Source organism: Nonomuraea sediminis (genome assembly GCF_018531495.1).
Lineage (GTDB): Bacteria > Actinomycetota > Actinomycetes > Streptosporangiales > Streptosporangiaceae > Nonomuraea > Nonomuraea sediminis.
In genome coordinates this window covers 76,627-93,538 of sequence record NZ_JAHDTI010000024.1, presented here as the reverse complement: position 1 = coordinate 93,538, position 16,912 = coordinate 76,627, and the positions used below count along the sequence as shown (strand labels likewise).

Sequence of the window (16,912 nt, the reverse complement as noted above, 5' to 3'; positions counted from 1 at the left end):
CCCCCGCTCGACGGTGGGTGACTGATGGGCGGGAACGTCTCCGACGGCAGATCCGAGTAATCCCGCGGCGACCTCCCGCTAGAGGTGCGGAACACGAGTCGGATTGCGCTGGTTGGTCTCAGGTCGGCCGCGACGGACCGTCAGCCGAGCTGCTGGGCCAGTCCGACGATGATGCCCTCAGGGCCGCGGATATAGCAGAGCCGGTAGCTGTCCTCGTACTGCTCCAATGTGCCGACGAGTTCGGCACCGTGGCGGCGCAGGCGGGCAACGACGTCCTCGATGTCGTCGACGACGAACATGACGCGGCGAATGCCCAGCATGTTCGCCGGCGCGTCCTTCGGCTCAGCGCTGATCGCCTTCGGCGTGTGGAACATCGCCAGCTCGATGCCGCCGACGCCGCCCGGGATCCGCAGCATCGCGACCTCCTGCCGAACGCCGTTGAGCCCGATGACACGCTCCGCCTGCTCCGCCCAACGCCCCTCGATCGGCGCCCTGCCCTCCAGCTCCATGCCAAGCTCGACGAAGAAGGCGATGGCCGCGTCAAGGTCGTCGACAACGATGAGAACGTTGTCCATCCGCTGGATCGTCATGCTGGGCCTCCTTCATCACGCGGCCGGTTCGTGGCCGCTGGTGTCCCTGGGACGGAGCCGGCACCGCATTCTCGACATCCTCCACGGCTGGTGCCCCAGCTCTCGTCAGCGATCGTGCCGCTGCTCGTAGATGCGGCGCTCGTGACAGCGAACACGGCCGCGGCCCCCGTCATCGCGGATCTCCCGACATCCACGCTCGATGCAGCCCTACGGCGAGCAGCCACAGCACGCACACCACCGGCATCGAAGCCCTGATCACCGACCGGAACACCGAGCGCGGACGCGACCGACGCCCCAGCGATCCATGAAGAACAGACAGCCAGATCCCTGTGGCACTCGGGCATTCCATCCGGGGACTGGACACCTGAGACCCTGAATCCTGCTGGTTCGGGGAGATCGAGAGAGCGTCCCGTTGGGGATGAAGAACCACCCGCCGCAGTTCCCCAGTCGAATAGGCGAGCCCACCAGTATCGACCCCCGACCCGGCACAAGAACCCGCGCACCACCATGCGGCACACCCGACCCAGCGGCGCAGCCGTTGCCAAGATCGCCGGTATCCAAGACTACGGGGACTCCTACGACGAGTTCCGCAGCGCCTGTTCAGCCGGGTCAACCCCCTCAAGACGCGTTGGCCATGGTTGGGATCCCTCTGGGTGAGCTCATGGGCGGAGTGGCGGTGGTGGCCGCAGGATTGGCGCCGGTGCTGCTGGTCTGCGGGACTGCCCTCACCACAAACCTCGCCGCGCTGCGAGATGGACCGGCTGCGAGTGCCGGGGCGCTCGCGCCGCAGCATCTCCAGGGGAAAGCGCTGACGCTATGGGAAGCTCGCACCACTGACAGAGGTAGGGCGTAGTGCAGGTCAGCCTCACCTGCCGCTTCCAAATCCGTTACCCGATCACCTGCGCCACCACCCGAGACGCCACAGATGGCGGCTGGTGGGGCCGACCGTACCGGCAGGCCATGTTCCCCAAGGCCAGCATCGGCTAGGCCACCTCTTCGGCCAGGCGGTCGACGAACTCGATCCAACCGACGCGGGCGCCCTCGGCGTGCTCCTGCGTGGTGTTGACGCCGTACTGGTGGAAGCGCACGTGGGTGCCCGTGCCAGCGGTCGTGAACTCAACCGTCACCACTGAGGCGGGGCCGTCGGGGTCGCCGGTGGTGAACACGAGCCGCTCGGGCACCCGCACCTCGCGGAAGATGCCCTGCAGCGTCACCTCAAACCCGTCGCCCGACACCAGCGTCGCCTCCCACCGCCCACCGGGGCGCACGTCCAGATGCACCCGCTCGGCCGGGGTGGCGTAGGCGCGCGGCCCGAACCAGCGGACAAAGCGCTCAGGGTCGGTCCATGCCTTGTAGCCGTCCTCACACGGGGCATCGAAGCCGCGGTCCAGCTCGTACCGCACGGTGGGCGTCGACATGTCCGTGGTCCCTCTCTCGTCGTTTCTCTGAAGTGGTTCCGCCTTCGCCCCCGGCTTTTACGCTCTTCTTCCTGGGACCTTTAGGGCTGTACCGGATAGCGCGCCCGAGTCGCGCGGCTGTCGTCTTCACTCCGCTGCTGATCAATGACACCGTGACGTCGGCGATGTACGCGATATCAGCCCCTTATCCGGTACATCGCCCCGCTCTGCAGTGTCCTGCTGGCGTACTCCGGCCGTCCTCCTAGAACGGCCTCGGTCCACATGGATGGACCGGGGCCGTTCGTCGTCACCGGGCTTGGGCTACCTCTGCTTTGGAGGCTGCGGGTCACAGGCTGCGGGCGGTGATGTCGCCGTTGGAGGTGGTGGCGCGGATGTCGAGCTCGGTGGTCCCGTCGTTCTTCAGGGCGTTGGTGATGCGGCCGTAGCTGGTGCCGGCGTCCAGGGCCGCCGAGACACCGGCGGCGGCGACGATCGAGATGTCGCCGGACTGGGTGCTGAGCACGACCGTGCCGCCCGCGGCCTCGGCGATCCGGATGTCACCCCGGGAGGTGCTGATCTCCGCGGACCCGCCCAGCCGGCCGACCTCGACATCGCCGTCGACCGCGGTGAGCCGGACGCTCGCGACCTCATCGATCTTGATCTGGCTGTAGGCGCCCTCGAAGGCGACATCGCCCAGACGGCCGACAGTCCGCAGTTCAGCACTGGCCGCCTTGGCCTCGACGCGGGAGCCGGCGGGCAGCTGGACCGTCACCTCGATGGATCCGGACGGGCCGAAGTACTGGTTCTTCGCCTCGGCACTCTCGATCCGCAGCACACCGTCGGCGTACGCCACCGTGGTCTGCTCGGCCGCCTTCACATCGCGGCTCTTGGAGGCATTCGCGGGCACGACCTCGACCACGGTGTCAGCCCGGTCGGCGGCGATGAACTGAACGCGCCCGGCGGGGATGTTCAGGACGGCGGAGATCGCGGCGGGGGTGTCGAACTTCTGCATCATGTGCTCCTGTGCTGCGTTGTTTCGAGTTCGGTGTGGCCCAGTTCGCGGCCCCGAGGCCGCGATCGCTGAACCGTTCATGGCGTCTACCTTCGCCGACCGCTCTGATACCGGGCTGTCACCGCCCTGATGCCGCCACTGACATGGCCCGGAACTCCCGAAGGTACGGCGAGCCGCCGCTTAGCCTTGGCGCGGAGCACCGCTCTACTGGCCGTTTACCAGCGGGAATGCCGGTTCCCGGAACCTATGGGGAAGCAGCATGGCTCACCAGCTGGTGTGTCCTGTCTCGTTGAGGTCGAGGCAGCCCCACTCATTCGAGGTATCCGGCGTCGTCTCATCCTGTTGAGGCACTGATCCGGACTACGATCCGTCTCGATGAGCGCCAAAAGCACTGGGCCACCAGCTCCCCGTCTCGCTGACATCCGGTCCCGTTGGCTCAGCGCCGTAACCGGCAACCTCCACGACGATCCGGTGGTAGCCGGTGCCGGCCTGGTCGGCTCTCTCGGAACCGGCCAGGCCGACGACTGGAGCGACATCGACCTGCTCGTCGTCGTAGATGACGCATGCATCCACGACTACGCGGCACCCGGCCGTCTTCCGTGCGGTCCCGGAGAACTGGCGGTCGCCTTCGATGCCCGCCACAACGGCCCTCGGGGCACCAGAGCGGTCAGTGGCCAGTACCTCATTGATGGACTTCCGCTCTGGGTCGATTGGCACATCCACCCGATCTCGCAGGCGAGCTGGGCTGCCGACTGTGCTGTCATCTTCGACCGGCGAGGCTTCGGCCGACTGTCGGCCACCTTCTCCGAGCATCTCAGCGCCGGCGACCACGAGCAGGCGACCCCCAAAGGCCCCACGGACCATCGAGCATTGCAGCTCGCGCTTGTCCCGATCGCGGGCAAGCGGATCGCCCGCCGCTCACCAGACGCGGCCCAGATGATCGAGTTCATCGGCGGCCCCCATGCGCCTGACGCCTCCTGGAAGGATCAGCTCGCCACTTTGCGTCAGCTACTCGGCGGATTCACGGCGCTCGGCCTGCCCGACAGCGTCGCCGCCGGGCGCGCTTACCTCGATCTCGTGGAGGAAACTCTCAGCTGACTGCCTCATCAATTCGTCTCATCCATTCTGAGGCACCGCAGCTCTGGGAGGTTTCATGTCCTCAGTTCAACGAGACAGGACCTCGCCAGACCTTGCGGATTCTCATCGGAGGTAGCGCAGTCGTTGATCAATCTCGAAGACCGCGCGCCTGACCGATGACAACAGCACGATCTGCCCTTTATCCCGAAACAGCGTTCGGGGACAAACATCTCGCCACACTGTCAACGCCGCAATTCGGTAAGGGCTGCACCCACACCCCCAGATTCGGACCGGCGGGTAGTCGGCACTAAGCGCCGATTTCATGACAGTGAAACGTGGGAAACCTTCAGCGATCAGCGGCCGTGCCACACAGGAAGTCTGCATCGTCGATACATGGCCGCGGTCACGCCTACTCCGGTGAGCCGCTCGGCCAGGGTGGTGGCGGAGCCCAACCGAGGCGCCGACCTTAGCAGAGGGCTCCAGGCCCGGTATCGACACAGGCGTTCTCTCGGTACGGACCGACGCCCCCCACCGTGAGCCCCGCCCTGCTGCGCACTGCCTCTGTATGGGAGTCGCCGCTCCGGGTTGAAAGTACACGTCAGCAGGGAAGGAAGCCCCCTCGGCACCAGTCCGCCCTCCTGCGCACGGCCTGCGATGAGGAGTCAGTGCTCCAGTTCGAGTCGAGACGTCAGCAGAGTGAAACAGCCTCTTCCGGCGTTCACCGAGGGGCTTGGAAGTCATTAGGTATCGACACCGATACGCGGGCAACCCCGGCCATAACGCCGGGGTTTTTCGTGTCCGGTTGTTGCGCGACAAGGACAGTGTGCGGCGACAAGTCATGTCAGCAGGGGTCTGGGGCGGGTTGCCCGGTAGTGGGATCGAGTAGTTCCAGTCGTTGCAGGATGGTCTCTCGGACGCCTTGACCGAGCTGGTCGACCTGCTCGGCGCGCTTGCGGCCCGCTCCGGAGCGGAACAGCCTGCCCTCGGCCGGCGGCCGGTACCCCTCGTTTCGGGCGGTCTTACATTGAGTAGGCGCCGGAGGCGAGGGCGATGACGCCGACCACGGTCATCAGCAGCGCCGAGCCGGGGTGCATGGCGATCGAGATGCGGATGTCCTGCTTCTTCCAGGCCAGCCAGACGCCCGGGTAGAGGAAGACGAGCTTCGACAGGACCGTCCAAGGGGCCCAGAAGTGGTACACCGAGAAGAAGAAGGTGTTGAAGAACGGGGCCCACTTGCCGAGCTGCGGGAGGCGGGGCAGCAGGAAGCCGCGGAAGTAGTACTCCTCGAGCAGGGGCAGGGTGAAGCCGGTGAACGGTGCGCAGATGAGCAGCGTGGTGAGCACCAGCTCGTGCGAGTAGCCCTGGAGGTAGGCGTTGCCGTCGGGGCCGGCGCCCTGGTAGTCCACCCAGGTGAAGAACCAGTCGTAGACGATGTTGTCCAGCCGGGTCAGCGAGAGCGAGACCACGGTCATCCACACCAGGCACGCGGCCCCGAGCCAGAAGACCTTGCCGCGCGAGACCGGCTTGTCGCGGTAGCGGACGACGCCCTTCATCGTGAAGCGGCCGGTCTGCTTCTTGCCCAGCCACAGCAGGAATAGCTGGAGCGGGAAGAGCACAACAGCGAGGGCGATGGCCCAGGCCAGGAAGATCGGGAAGGCTATCGCCCGGACCAGAGGGGCGGCGATGAACGCGTACACGGCGACGATGACCGCGCCGGGCACCAGGTGCAGTGCGATGGAGAGCGGAACGGAGTGACGGTCTGCGAGGAGCTTCGCGACGAAGCCTTTCGGCTGGGCGCCTTGGGTATCGGCCGGGGGCTGCATTGCTTTATCCATGCCGAGAATCGTCGCCCCGCGAACCTACACGGACCTGACATCGCTCTGACACGGCTTCGAGTCGCCGTGAAAGGCGCAGGTCACGGGGGGTACGGCCCGGGCGAGAGCTGTCGCGTCGCGGGTTCGGCGGGGATCGGATATGCCGCAACCCGGCCTTCGAGACCGCCGAGATCGACAACGTCATGCTCGGCCACGCCAACGGCGCGCTGGTCGAGCCGGGCCGTTCCTGGCGTTGAGCAACGGGGATCCGAAAGCCAACAAACGTCCTGGTGCGGGCCGAGGGAGCAGCCGATCCTCGCCTGACCGACTTCGAGTTCGCCGGATTCACGCACGCCCGAACGAAAAACGGCAGGCAGGTCCATCTCGTCGCCTTCATGGAAGCGGCCGCTGCCCCCGCTCGGGCGCCACGGGGCTCTGCCGAGGCCGTCAAGCGCCGCATACCCAGCACTCAGCGAGGATGATCCCAACCGATGATCCGAAGCCGGCCCAGAGCCGTGGGACGCATTGGGGAGAGACACACGCCAACGATCGGCATCAGCCGTAGACAGCAAGATCTTTTAGTGCCGCACTGTGGGGCTCAGTGACAGTTCGTACCTCATCGTGCGCCTTTCGGTGTCACACCGTGCCGGATCCTGACGGTGCGTTCCGTGGCGTACGAGTACGGCGGGATCCTACGGACGCACCATGGCGCCTACTTCTTCGTGTGGGAGAGTGCCAAGCTCGCGATGTGTCACGAGATGGACCGGAGCCGGCCGCGGGATTGGCGCCGGAGTTGGTCGATGGCCTCGGCCGTCTGGTTGTCGACCGGGAGAAAGACGACGAGTTGTTGGGCCTCCGTGAGCAGTTCGAGCGTCTGACGAAGCAGTCGAAGTTGGTGCCCGGCCGGGTGGTTGAGCCGGAGAATGCCACGTCGCGGCACCACATGACGCTTCAGGCGGCAGGTGAAGTCGGGCCCCGCGATGGGTGCGAGCTCCGCGGTGAGCCACTCGAGATTCTCCAGGGATGGCGCCTGCCACAGGTCGAAGGCCTGCTCGTCCGCTATGTCGTCCCAGTCGACGAAGAACGTCCGGGCGCGGGGGTCGGTGAACAGGTAGCGGTTGAGGTTCGGATGGGCGGCGTCGAGCAGTCCGGTTCCGCTGGTGACCAACTGATAGCTGCTGGTGTGGGCGAGGACGTCGCCCAGCCGGTTGGTCACGATGGCGACGCCGGGTTCGAGGAGGCGGAGTGTCTGCAGGACAGACGGTTGCACGCGTCGGGACGGTGGCACAGGCCGGATGTGGACGGAGCATTCGTCGCCGGTGATCTTCGCGAGGTAGCGCAGGTGGTTGCGCTCCGAAGGGCTGAGGCGGAGCGCGTCGGCGAGGGCGTTGATGATCCCCGGCGATGGATTGCGGTCACGGCCCTGCTCGATGCGGGTGAGGTATTCGACGCTGATGCCGGCCCACGTGGCGAGGTCCTGTCGGCGCAGACCCGGTGACCGGCGTCGGCCGCGGTCCGGCAGTCCACAGGATTCCGGCTGGATGCTGTCGCGCCTGGCCCGGATGAAATTCCCCAGTGGCGTCCCCACGTCGATAGGGTACCGAGCCGCCCATTGATCGCACAGTGCGGAGGGTGGCCCTCCGGGGGCCAGCCTGAACACGGCCTGGCTTCGGCCACGGCGCGGCTTGATCGTGGTGTGCATGGAGAATACGTCGACGCGGCGTTCCGGTCAGGCGTTGCTGGCATGGGGGCTGCTTGTGGTGGCAGCGAACCTGCGGGCGAGTCTGACCGGCGTCGGGCCTTTGTTGGATCACGTGCAGGCTGATCTGGGTTTGTCCCCGGCCGTGGCGGGCCTGCTGAACACACTGCCATTGCTGACGTTCGCGGTGCTGTCCCCGCTGGTGCCTCACCTGGCCGCGCGGTGGGGAGCCGAGCAGCTCCTTGGGGGCGCGCTCCTGGTGCTGACGCTGGGGATCGCGCTCCGGTGGGTGCCGACGGCAGTCGGCCTGTTCGCGGGAACCGTGCTGATCGGGGCGGGCATCGCCGTGGGCAACGTGCTGCTGCCGAGCCTCATAAAGCGCGATTTCCCCACCAAGGTGGGACTGCTGACCAGCGCCTATGCCACGGTGATGGGCGGTGTCGCCGCAGTGGCGACCGGGGTGGCGGTGCCGATCAGTGAGGTCGCCCCCGGCGGTTGGTATACCGCGTTGGGTTGCTGGGTCTTGTTCGCGCTGGTGGCTGTCCTGCTGTGGCTTCCTCAAATGCGGGCTCCGCGGCGTGCCGCACAGGCGATTCGCGGACACCGGTTGCCGTGGGGTTCCGGGCTGGCGTGGGCGGTCACGGCGTTCATGGGATTGCAGTCGCTGGGCTTCTATGTCGTCGTGACGTGGTTGCCTCAGGTTTTCCAGGACAACGGCATGAATGCGGCCACCGCGGGATGGCTGCTGTTCCTGTTCCAGGCGGTCGCGGTGCTGACCAGCCTGGCGGTGCCCGGCGCGATGCGGTGGGCGCGTAACCAGCGCGTGCTGGCGGCGATCTGCTCGGCAGTCATGCTCCTCGGCTACCTTGGACTCTTCGTGGCGCCGGGATTGGCGTTGCTGTGGAGTGTTGTCCTCGGGTTGGGCGGCGGAGCCTGCCTCGTGCTCGCGTTGGCCTTCATCAGCCTGCGCGCACAAGACGCGAGCGTAGCGGGCGCGTTGTCGGCGATGGCGCAGTCGATCGGTTACCTGGTGGCCGCCGCGGGGCCGGTGGTTTTCGGGCTGCTGCACACGGTGAGCTCCGGCTGGCAAGCACCGATCCTGTTGATGTGCGTGGCCGCGGCCGGCCAGACGATCGTCGCGCTGGTGGCCGGCGCGGGCACGGTGCGCTCAGCCGCCGGCCAGGTGCCTGATCGCGTCCCATCGCCCGGGGACTGATCCATCCGGGCAGGGTGCGACCATGAACTCGGGGGCAGGGCGTTGTCAGATAAGCATGCGGGGGCGCGACCGACCGAGGCGAACCTGGAGGTGAACCTGCGAGTGCCGAATATCATCCTCCTGGTCGCCGACCTACACGTCCGCATCGTCGACGCTGTCACCGGAGAACTCCTCCGCGAGCTGACCATCGACCCCACCCGCGACTACCAACCCAAACAACAAGAAACCCCCGAACCCGTAGGTTCGAGGGTTTCCGATGTCTCGCGACATCACATTTGTAGCGGGGGCAGGATTTGAACCTACGACCTCTGGGTTATGAGCCCAGCGAGCTACCGAACTGCTCCACCCCGCGTCGCAGACATAAGACTATCGGAACATTGAAGTGCGGAGAGCATGATGTTCATCTGAGCTCTCGACCGGATTCGAACCGGCGTCTACGCCAGGGCTCCCACCTGCCCTGACGGGCGGGACTCGATCCCTACTTCTGGCGGTGTGCTTGGCCGCTAGACGACGAGCGGTACCGCCGTGAGGTTGATGCGACCCCCACGTTTGTCCCGGGTGATCTCGGTCACCGTCAGCACGGCCACTCCGGCCATGGCGGCGACGGTGAAGTCCTCCAGTGTCAGCACCATGTGTCCGGCGAGGTCGAACCGGGCCGTGAAACCGACCTGAGGGGTGATCCGGAAACTACCGTTGCCCTGCCACTGGATATTCACCTCTTCGCGGCCCGTCACCGGATCGACGTACTCGCCCCTGACATTGATCGTGCTGTCCGGGGTGAGGTCGCCGGCGTCGTTGCCCAAGGGCACATTCACCTCGATCTGGGACCAGTCCACCGCCCTTCCAGGGTTGGTGACGACCAGATACACCGTCCCCTTGGACGTGGCTTTCCGCCAGGCCGCTGACGCCTCCAGGGTCGCCGGGTCAGTGAGGATGGTGTAGGTCAGCGCAGTCAAGGTCACGACTCCTTTTCTTGGACAACGACGCAGGCCGAAGACCTGCCCACTACGGGAGAACCAGGCCGGGCACGACAGGCGGCGGCACGGATGACACGCCCGAAAGCCGCCAAAGAGGCCCCCTAGATCCAAACGCCAGGATGAGAGCGCAACAAGAGCACTCAAGGAGGCTATGTACAGGGCGCTTCGGCAATATCCTCAGCATCTTGACAAGCGCTGGTCGACTCCGCACATAAGCGCATCACGGCGGCCCTGGCAGCAGACCAGCCGCATCGCTACTGCCGCCGGCAGCCTCTGGAGCCGCTATGCCCCAGGCGATGACTACGAGCTCGACCACAGCCAAATGGGCGACAGCGCGGCTCATCGCAGGCCAGGGCCTTACACCTTGATTCAGCGGGCTACCGCTAGCAGACCTTTCGGTATGGAACGTCCTTCAGGTAGCGGTTCCAGTCGGACTCGCTCAGCCCGTGGCCGACGCGCCGGCACACCGCCGCCGCGACCTGCTCCGGCCCGACGGGGAACTCCAGGATGGCGCCGTCGGCCGAGTAGTACAGCTGGGTTCCGTCGGCGCTGAAGGTCAGCGAGTCGGTGTCCTGGATCGTCTGGGTGGCGAAGGAGCCGCCGATCCGCCGCCTGTTGACGGGGTCCCAGAGCTGGACACCGCCCCCGCCGCCCGTCGCGAGCAGGTCGCCGCCCGGTGAGAAGACCAGCGCGCCGTTCCCGCCGCCCGATCTGGCCAGCATGGGCCGCACCGCCGTCGGCCCGGTGGGGTCCCAGAGCGAGATGCGTCCCATCTCGTCGTAGGCGATGGCCATGAGGCCGCGGCTGCTCAGGGCGACGCCCGCGCCTCCGAGCCAGGACGTGTCGTAGCCCGTCCCGACCGGCTTGCCGGTGGCGACGTCCACGAACCTGCCGGAGCCGGTGGCGAGCCGCTTGCCGTCGGGCAGGTACGGGCCGCCATCGCCGATCGTGCGGTTGGCGTGCAGGACGCGGCCGGTGGCGGCGTCGAGCACCGCCAGCCAGTACTCGTCGACTTGGCCGCGTGGGCCAAGAGCAAGCGCGATGGTCCGGCCGTCGGGGCTGAACTCGACCCGTGACGGCAGCTGGGTGTCGGCGTGCGGCGAGAGGATCGACCAGACCCGTTTGCGGGTGCCGACGTCGATCAGCTCGATCCGGCCCGAATCCTGCCCGATGACGAGCCGCCTGCCCGGCGGGTCGAAGGCCAGCAGCTGGGATGCGCTGTAGCCCTGGAGGGAGAAGCGGGCGACCTCCTTGTGCCCGCGCACGTCCCACAGCCGGACGTGTTTGGCTTCGAAGCCCCCGATCGCGGCCCACTGGCTGCCGGGGCTGAGGACGGCATTGCCTCCTACCTTGGTCGAGGCCGCCCGCGGGGCGAGGTCGACGCTGATGACGCCGTCGTCCACCAGGTAGCGAAGCGTCGTGCCGTCGAACCTGACGTCGGTCAGCTGACCCTCCGCCTGGTAGGAGAGCAGGCCGTACCCGTGGTCGGCGACCTTCCAGACCTGGATGTTCCGCGTGTTGAACGCGGCGAGGTAGCGGCCGTCGGGGCTGAAGCGGAGCTGCGAGAAGGAGGAGTCGCCGCAGACGTCGCAGGTCCATTCGCCCGTGTCGCGGGGTCGTCCGGTGGCCGCATCCACCAGCACCACGTTGCTGCCCGCGCATGCCAGGGTGGCGCCGTCGGGCGAGAACGCGGCGACCGGGTGGGACTTGCCACAGCGGGAGTAGCGCGGCTCCGGGGTCAGGCCGGGCAGGGCGCGCACGGCGAAGCCGCCGTCGGGAAGCACCAGGTGCCGGCCGGTCTGGTCGATCAGCGGTTCTCGGCTGGGCAGGTTGACGCCCTTGCCGAACGTCCTGCCTGTGCGGATGTCCACCAGGTGATCGAGGCTGCTGTCGTAGCTGACGGCGAGAGTGGCCTCGTCCTCGCCCATGGTGACGTGCATGTCCGTGGTGCCGGGCGGGAAACTCCACTTGAGCAGCCGCTTGCCGGTGGCGAGGTTCCAGACGCCGAGTTCCTCGTACGTGGCCAGCATGAGGAGCCGGCCGGTCCTGCTCAGCACCGGGTCCTGACGCATGCCCCCGCTCAGCCCCAGCCCCTGCCAGCCGCCCGTGCGCCTGTGGGTGCGGACGTCGTACACGTTGACGCCTCCCTCGCTGACGCTGACCAGCGTGTGACCGTCGCGGCTGAGCGCCCTGCTGGCCACGCCCTTGACCGGCGGGTCGCGGAAGACGGCGGTTTCGTGCTGCTGGAACGAGGCCGTCAGCGCGGAGCGGGCCTCGCTCTGCGGGGAGACGCGCCAGGCGGCCACGCTGAGCAGCATGGCCAGGCCCGGGTCGATGGTGCGCATCCGGTCCGCCTCCGCGGCCACCTGCTTGGCGGTGAGAACGTCCCGCTGCCCCGTCGCCTCCTGGCGCTGCCACAGCGCCAGCCCGCCCGCTACCAGCGACACCACCAGCAGTCCTGCCAGCGCCGTGGTGGTCAGGGTCCTGCGCCTGCTGCGTTTCCTGGTCAGCGCTGTGCCCGCCTGGAGGAAGTCGCGCTCGCGCGGGGTGAGCGTCACGTGGCGGCGGCCGGTGGCGGCCCAGCTGAGCGCCTGTTCCAGCCGGCTGCCCTGCAGCAGGTCGCCGTCGCGCCTGCCGTGCTCGGTCCAGTGCCGCGCCGCTCTGGTGATCTGCCCCAGTACGGCGAGCCCGTCGCGGTCGGTGTCCACCCACCTGCGTAAGCGCGGCCAGGCGCGCAGCAGCGCAGGACGCGACAGCGCGACCGACTCGTTCTCCACGGTGACCACGTACGCGAACGCGCGCAGGACGCGCCGGACAGCGGCGGCCTCGGGCTCGGAACGTCCGTCGAACAGCTCGTCGTGGGAGGCCGACCTGCCGGTCTCATGGCCGTGCTCGTCGACGGCGACCAGGCGCAGGAACACCTCGGCGGCCAGGTCACGCTCCTGGGGGCCGAGCGCGGTGTAGGCGTCCTCGGCGATGGTGCCGAGCGCCGGGTCGCCATCGCCCTGCCCGCGTACGCCCTCGGCGTCGCGGCTGCCCTGGGCCAGGAGTCCCCGGGTGTCGGCGGCGTCGCCGCTGACCAGCGCGAGCAGCAGGTCGCGGGAGGACGGCCTGGTCGCGGGGTCCTTGCGCAGCGCGACCGAGACCAGCGCGGCCAAACCGGGCGGCAGCGCGCCGAGGTCGGGCTGCTGCGACAGCACCCGGTGCATGACGCCGCCCAGGTTGTCGGCCTCGAACGGGTCCTGTCCTGTGGCGGCGAAGACCATGATCGCGCCCCACGCGAACACGTCCGCGGGAGCGCCCGCCCGCTGACCGGTGAACACCTCGGGCGCCATGTAGCTGGGCGTGCCCGACACCTCGCCGGTCCTGGTCAGCGACATGTCGAGGGTCCGCGCGATGCCGAAGTCGATCACTCGCGGGCCGTCGGGGCCGAGCAGGACGTTGCCGGGTTTGAGGTCGCGGTGGATGACGCCCGCCTCGTGGATCGCCGTCAGCGCGGTCGCGACGGCCGTCGCCAGCCGGTGCAGGTCGTCACCGGTGAACCTGCGTCCGTCGCGCACCGCCTGTCCCAGGCTCGGCCCCGCCACGTACTCCGACACGATGTACGGCCTGGGCGCCTCCAGGTCGGAGGCCAGCACCTTGGCCGTGCAGAACGACGCCACCCTGCCGGCGGCCGTCGCCTCCTTGGCGAAGCGGTCGCGGCTGCCGTCATTGCCGGTCGCGTGAAGCATCTTGAGCGCCACCCGGCGGCCGTCGGCGTCGTACGCGTCGTAAACGACGCCCTGACCGCCCGAGCCGAGCCGTCCTGCCAGCCAGTACTCACCGATGTGCTGCGGATCCCCCGAGCTCAGCGATTCCACGGCCGGTTAGACGCAGATCATTACCCTGGAGTTGTCACGCCGCTGGAGAACAAGAGCCCCAAGGAACGCCCTCGCCCGCCGGTCGCCGCGACCCAGCGTTCGCACCCGCTGGTGGACGGTCGCCACAGAGCGCGCCGGTTCCTCCCGCGCGGACGCGCAGAACCGGCCGGGCGGTCAGGATGGTTGGGGACCACCCCATGATGACGCCTGCAGGCGAAGGACCTGCGGCTGAGAAGCCGCAGGTCCACAGCAGCGAACGCGAGCTCAGCCCCCGGTCTTGGTCACGGTGCCGTCCTCGGCGTTGACCTTGACCCCGTGCCAGGTCTCGCCGGGGCCCATGACGTCGGCGTCCCAGACCAGGGCGTTGTCGTTGTACCTGTCCAGGCTGATGTGGGTGATCTCGCCCTGCGGCACCGCGGCGGACACCTTCTCCACCGCGTCCTTGAAGGTTTGCTTGGCGGCCTTGACCAGGCCGACGACCCTGGCCTTCTCGCTTGAGCCGGTGTCCTTGACCCGGGGTTCCGAGATGGCCTTTCCTGCCGCGTCCACTTCCAGCACATGCTCTGTGCCGTCGGGCCCGGCCAACTGGATCTCCCAGATCTTGCCGTCGTTCTCCGCCTGGACCGAGAGGATCGTGGAGCCCTGGACGGCATCGGTGGCCGCGGCACCCGCTTTCTCGAGGCTCGCCGTGTCGCCGGCTTCCTGGCCGGGGTCGCTCGGCGACGTCGTCAGGGCGGCGATGACGTCGCGTGCGGGCGCTGCCATCCTGACACTGGACTGAGTGCCGGCGCTCCCACAGGCCGCAGCCGCGAGCAGGGCCGAGCCGGCGAATAGGGCGCTAATGATGGCCTTTGTTCGTTTTCCACCATTCATACCGGTGACGCTGCCCGTGGCTTCACAAAGCCACGCCCGGAAGTCGGGCAATTCGGTCCGGGGACCATCATTCACCGGGTGTCTGGGCCACGAAGTCGAGCTCAAGCGGTTTGCTCGACCCAGGCCCCTCGCCGGCACGCCTGAACCCCATAGCCGGACTCTCACCGCTGCTTGAGGTCGACACTGTGTGGGACCTTTTCTCCATTGGCTGGTGATATCCGGAGGGCTCCCAACACCTACTCAGTAGACGGTGCCAGACGCGCCGGAACGCTGAACAGGAGACGGAGCTTGAACGATGAAGCAAGTTTCACCCGCATGTTCCACGAGCATTACGAGTCGGTTCTGCGGTACGCGTTACGGCGGGTCGGCCCGGCGGACGCCCCGGACATAGCCGCCGAGACGTTCAAGATCGCCTGGGAGAAGTACGACCAGTTCCCCCGCGATCGCGCGCTGCCTTGGCTGTACGTCACCGCCCGGAATCTCGCGATGAACCTGATCAGAAGGGAAAAGCGCCAAGACGGAGGCCAACCGGGAACTGGTGCTCCTGGTGTGCTGGGAGGGACTCGACCTCCGCCAGGCCGCGGCGGTCGTCGGTTGTTCCAGGCCTGTGGCTGCGATGCGACTGCATCGCGTACGCAAAAAGCTCCGGCACCTGCTCGCCGACGAGCCACCTTCTGCCACCACCCGTCATCGGTCCTATGGGGAGAGCGTCATATGAACAACGATCTCAAGCAGCTCAAGATCATGCTCGAAGCGCACGACCCGGCCAGGCAGGTGCGAGCGGACTCAGCGGCGCTCTCCACCACCCTGCAAGAGATCATCGACACCCCGCGGTCCTCCCCGACGGCCACACGGCGGCAGCGGCGGCGTTTCCGGCCGCGGTGGCTCATCACTGTTCCAGCCGCCGCCATCCTGGCGGGCGCGGCGCTCGCCGTGACAGTCGTCGTACGGCCGGCCGACGTCGGCCCCCTGCACGTAGGCCCGGCTGAAGCGCTGGCGTTCACCAGGAACGGCGATTACATCGACGTCCGGATCATTGACCCGGACGCCGACCCCAAGCGCTATCGCAGTGAATTCGCCGCGCAAGGCCTGGACGTCGACCTGCGGCTGGAACCCGCGTCACCGAGCCTTGTCGGCCGGATGATCAACGCGTCGATCGAGGGAGAAACGACCGTTACCTCCAACGGCCACCTCGTCTCGAAGATCAAGGAGATCGACGACGAGTCCGGCTGCGGCAACACGTGGTGCAAGGCCGGGGTGAGCATTCCCGTCGACCTGAAAAAGCACGTCAACTTCACCTTCGGCCGGGCCGCCCGTCCCGGTGAACGGTATGAGTTGGCAGGTGACCCAACCGCTCGCGGTGAGATTCTTGAGGGGATCGACCTGCAGAACAAAACGGTCGCCGAGGTCAAGCGCATGGTGGAGGAGCGGCACGCCACGATCCAGCGGTACTACGGCGCCGAGCCCGAGGATTCGGGCAGCCAGAGCTGGGATTACGAGAGCCACGTCCTGCGGCCGGAGACCATCCCCGACACCTGGTACGTGCACGAGGCGTGGGGCGGCCACGACAAGAACACAGTAGAGCTTGTGGTGGCCTCGTGGCCCACCAAAGTGGTGCGGGATTGACCCACCGTCCAGCCTCCGCCCGGGCGCACTCGCCTCCCTCCCCACCGAGCCGGTGACCGTTCCCGAAGCCGTCCTGGCTCTCCCCGGAGGAGAACACACGGCAGACCTGTCAGAGCCTCGCTTCATCTCGGCGATGCCGGGCAACGTGAGCCCTTGCAGCCGTGTCGTTGAGTGGAGTCCTCAGCCTGCTGGGGGATACACGGTGTCGATGAGGTCGGTCAGGAACGCATCGAGGTCGTCGAGGCCGTACGCCTTGAGCGTCTCGGGCGGTTGAGCGAGCAGGTAAGTCAGCGCACTGTTCACGCACATCGTGACCATCGCGGCGCTGCGCCGGGTCGCCGGCAGGCCGGCCGCCCTGTGCGCCTCCAGGTGCAGCGCCAGGTCGGCGCGGGTGAGCTCAGCCATCGTCTCCTGCACGCGCGGCCGACGCGCGGCCTCGGCATGCAGCTCGATGTAGGCCAGGACCCTGGACCTGTTGGCCGTGAGAGCACGATCGAGCAGCTCGCGCAGCAGCGCGACGAGGTGCCCACGCCCCTCGATCTTGGCGGCTTCCATCAACCGAAGATCGGCCCAGTAACGCTCAACGCAGCGCTCGGCCGCCCCCTGCAGGAGAGCGTCGCGGCTGGCGAAGTAGTTCTTGGCCGTGCCCTCGGGTAGCCCGGCCTCATGGTCGACCGCTCGATGGGTCAGCCCTCTGCCGCCCTGACGGGCCAGCACCTCGATCGCGGCGTCACGCAGCAGGTCGCGCCGATCCCGGTTCTCCGCCATGGC

The 16,912-nt window shown here is 67.7% G+C and carries 13 protein-coding genes, 1 tRNA gene and 1 pseudogene; 5 read left to right on the top strand and 10 right to left on the bottom strand.

From position 1 onward, the window contains the following. Positions 1-140: 140 nt before the first annotated feature. The 3 genes from KIK09_RS54535 to KIK09_RS54525 form a co-directional block, all read right to left on the bottom strand. Complete coding sequence (locus KIK09_RS54535; RefSeq protein WP_250575344.1) at positions 141-590, bottom strand: VOC family protein; 450 nt, start codon at positions 588-590, stop codon at positions 141-143. 983 nt (positions 591-1,573) lie between these two features. Then, a complete protein-coding gene (locus KIK09_RS54530) occupies positions 1,574-2,008 on the bottom strand; it encodes an SRPBCC family protein (protein ID WP_214327529.1) in 435 nt (144 codons plus the stop codon). 325 nt (positions 2,009-2,333) lie between these two features. After that, positions 2,334-2,999, bottom strand: coding sequence for a DUF4097 family beta strand repeat-containing protein (locus tag KIK09_RS54525; protein WP_214327528.1), 666 nt, complete (start codon positions 2,997-2,999; stop codon positions 2,334-2,336). Between the two features lie 375 nt (positions 3,000-3,374). Here KIK09_RS54525 and KIK09_RS54520 point away from each other — a divergent pair, with 375 nt between their 5' ends. Further along, a complete protein-coding gene (locus tag KIK09_RS54520; RefSeq protein ID WP_214327527.1) occupies positions 3,375-4,097 on the top strand; it encodes a nucleotidyltransferase domain-containing protein in 723 nt (240 codons plus the stop codon). Between the two features lie 998 nt (positions 4,098-5,095). Here the strand turns inward: KIK09_RS54520 and KIK09_RS54515 are convergent. Continuing rightward, positions 5,096-5,911: a CPBP family intramembrane glutamic endopeptidase gene (locus KIK09_RS54515; protein WP_214327526.1), complete on the bottom strand. Its 816-nt coding sequence runs from the start codon at positions 5,909-5,911 to the stop codon at positions 5,096-5,098. A 730-nt stretch (positions 5,912-6,641) separates the two neighbouring features. Next, positions 6,642-7,592 carry a helix-turn-helix transcriptional regulator gene (locus KIK09_RS54510; protein WP_250575343.1) on the bottom strand — a complete coding sequence of 317 codons (951 nt, stop codon included), beginning with the start codon at positions 7,590-7,592 and terminating at the stop codon, positions 6,642-6,644. On the opposite strand from KIK09_RS54510, the gene KIK09_RS54505 reads away from it, so the two are divergent. Beyond that, a complete protein-coding gene (locus KIK09_RS54505; protein ID WP_214327525.1) occupies positions 7,591-8,805 on the top strand; it encodes a CynX/NimT family MFS transporter in 1,215 nt (404 codons plus the stop codon). The two genes, KIK09_RS54510 and KIK09_RS54505, sit on opposite strands and share 2 nt — an antisense overlap. 278 nt (positions 8,806-9,083) lie before the next feature. On the opposite strand, the gene KIK09_RS54500 is transcribed toward KIK09_RS54505, so the two are convergent. The 4 genes from KIK09_RS54500 to KIK09_RS54485 all read right to left on the bottom strand — a co-directional run bounded on the left by KIK09_RS54500 (position 9,084) and on the right by KIK09_RS54485 (position 14,407). After that, positions 9,084-9,157 (bottom strand) — tRNA-Met (locus KIK09_RS54500). Between the two features lie 151 nt (positions 9,158-9,308). Then, positions 9,309-9,761 (bottom strand): hypothetical protein, encoded by a 453-nt coding sequence (locus KIK09_RS54495; RefSeq protein WP_214327524.1) that lies wholly within the window; start codon positions 9,759-9,761, stop codon positions 9,309-9,311. Positions 9,762-10,165: 404 nt separating this feature from the next. Continuing rightward, positions 10,166-13,642 carry a protein kinase domain-containing protein gene (locus tag KIK09_RS54490; RefSeq protein ID WP_214327523.1) on the bottom strand — a complete coding sequence of 1,159 codons (3,477 nt, stop codon included), beginning with the start codon at positions 13,640-13,642 and terminating at the stop codon, positions 10,166-10,168. Between the two features lie 264 nt (positions 13,643-13,906). Then, complete coding sequence (locus KIK09_RS54485) at positions 13,907-14,407, bottom strand: PepSY domain-containing protein (RefSeq protein ID WP_214327522.1); 501 nt, start codon at positions 14,405-14,407, stop codon at positions 13,907-13,909. 423 nt (positions 14,408-14,830) lie between these two features. Here KIK09_RS54485 and KIK09_RS58815 point away from each other — a divergent pair. From KIK09_RS58815 to KIK09_RS54475, 3 genes and pseudogenes are all read left to right on the top strand, one after another. Continuing rightward, positions 14,831-14,968: pseudogene (locus KIK09_RS58815) on the top strand (sigma factor); the annotation flags it as partial. Between the two features lie 85 nt (positions 14,969-15,053). Beyond that, positions 15,054-15,233 carry an RNA polymerase sigma factor gene (locus KIK09_RS60905; RefSeq protein ID WP_372455833.1) on the top strand — a complete coding sequence of 60 codons (180 nt, stop codon included), beginning with the start codon at positions 15,054-15,056 and terminating at the stop codon, positions 15,231-15,233. Continuing rightward, complete coding sequence (locus KIK09_RS54475; protein ID WP_214327521.1) at positions 15,230-16,141, top strand: hypothetical protein; 912 nt, start codon at positions 15,230-15,232, stop codon at positions 16,139-16,141. Before KIK09_RS60905 ends, KIK09_RS54475 begins: the two co-directional genes overlap by 4 nt. A 180-nt stretch (positions 16,142-16,321) precedes the next feature. Here KIK09_RS54475 and KIK09_RS54470 read toward each other — a convergent pair whose 3' ends face one another. Then, positions 16,322-16,909 (bottom strand): TetR/AcrR family transcriptional regulator, encoded by a 588-nt coding sequence (locus tag KIK09_RS54470; RefSeq protein ID WP_214327520.1) that lies wholly within the window; start codon positions 16,907-16,909, stop codon positions 16,322-16,324. Positions 16,910-16,912: the final 3 nt, after the last annotated feature.

Excerpts from the sequence above, each read along its gene's own strand:
- KIK09_RS54525 (WP_214327528.1), bottom strand. The coding sequence starts at position 2,999 with ATGCAGAAGTTCGACACCCCCGCCGCGATCTCCGCCGTCCTGAACATC.
- KIK09_RS54535 (WP_250575344.1), bottom strand. The coding sequence starts at position 590 with ATGACGATCCAGCGGATGGACAACGTTCTCATCGTTGTCGACGACCTT.
- KIK09_RS54475 (WP_214327521.1), top strand. The coding sequence starts at position 15,230 with ATGAACAACGATCTCAAGCAGCTCAAGATCATGCTCGAAGCGCACGAC.
- KIK09_RS54470 (WP_214327520.1), bottom strand. The coding sequence starts at position 16,909 with ATGGCGGAGAACCGGGATCGGCGCGACCTGCTGCGTGACGCCGCGATC.
- KIK09_RS54515 (WP_214327526.1), bottom strand. The coding sequence starts at position 5,911 with ATGGATAAAGCAATGCAGCCCCCGGCCGATACCCAAGGCGCCCAGCCG.
- KIK09_RS54510 (WP_250575343.1), bottom strand. The coding sequence starts at position 7,592 with ATGCACACCACGATCAAGCCGCGCCGTGGCCGAAGCCAGGCCGTGTTC.
- KIK09_RS54485 (WP_214327522.1), bottom strand. The coding sequence starts at position 14,407 with ATGGCAGCGCCCGCACGCGACGTCATCGCCGCCCTGACGACGTCGCCG.
- KIK09_RS54530 (WP_214327529.1), bottom strand. The coding sequence starts at position 2,008 with ATGTCGACGCCCACCGTGCGGTACGAGCTGGACCGCGGCTTCGATGCC.
- KIK09_RS54505 (WP_214327525.1), top strand. The coding sequence starts at position 7,591 with ATGGAGAATACGTCGACGCGGCGTTCCGGTCAGGCGTTGCTGGCATGG.
- KIK09_RS54520 (WP_214327527.1), top strand. The coding sequence starts at position 3,375 with ATGAGCGCCAAAAGCACTGGGCCACCAGCTCCCCGTCTCGCTGACATC.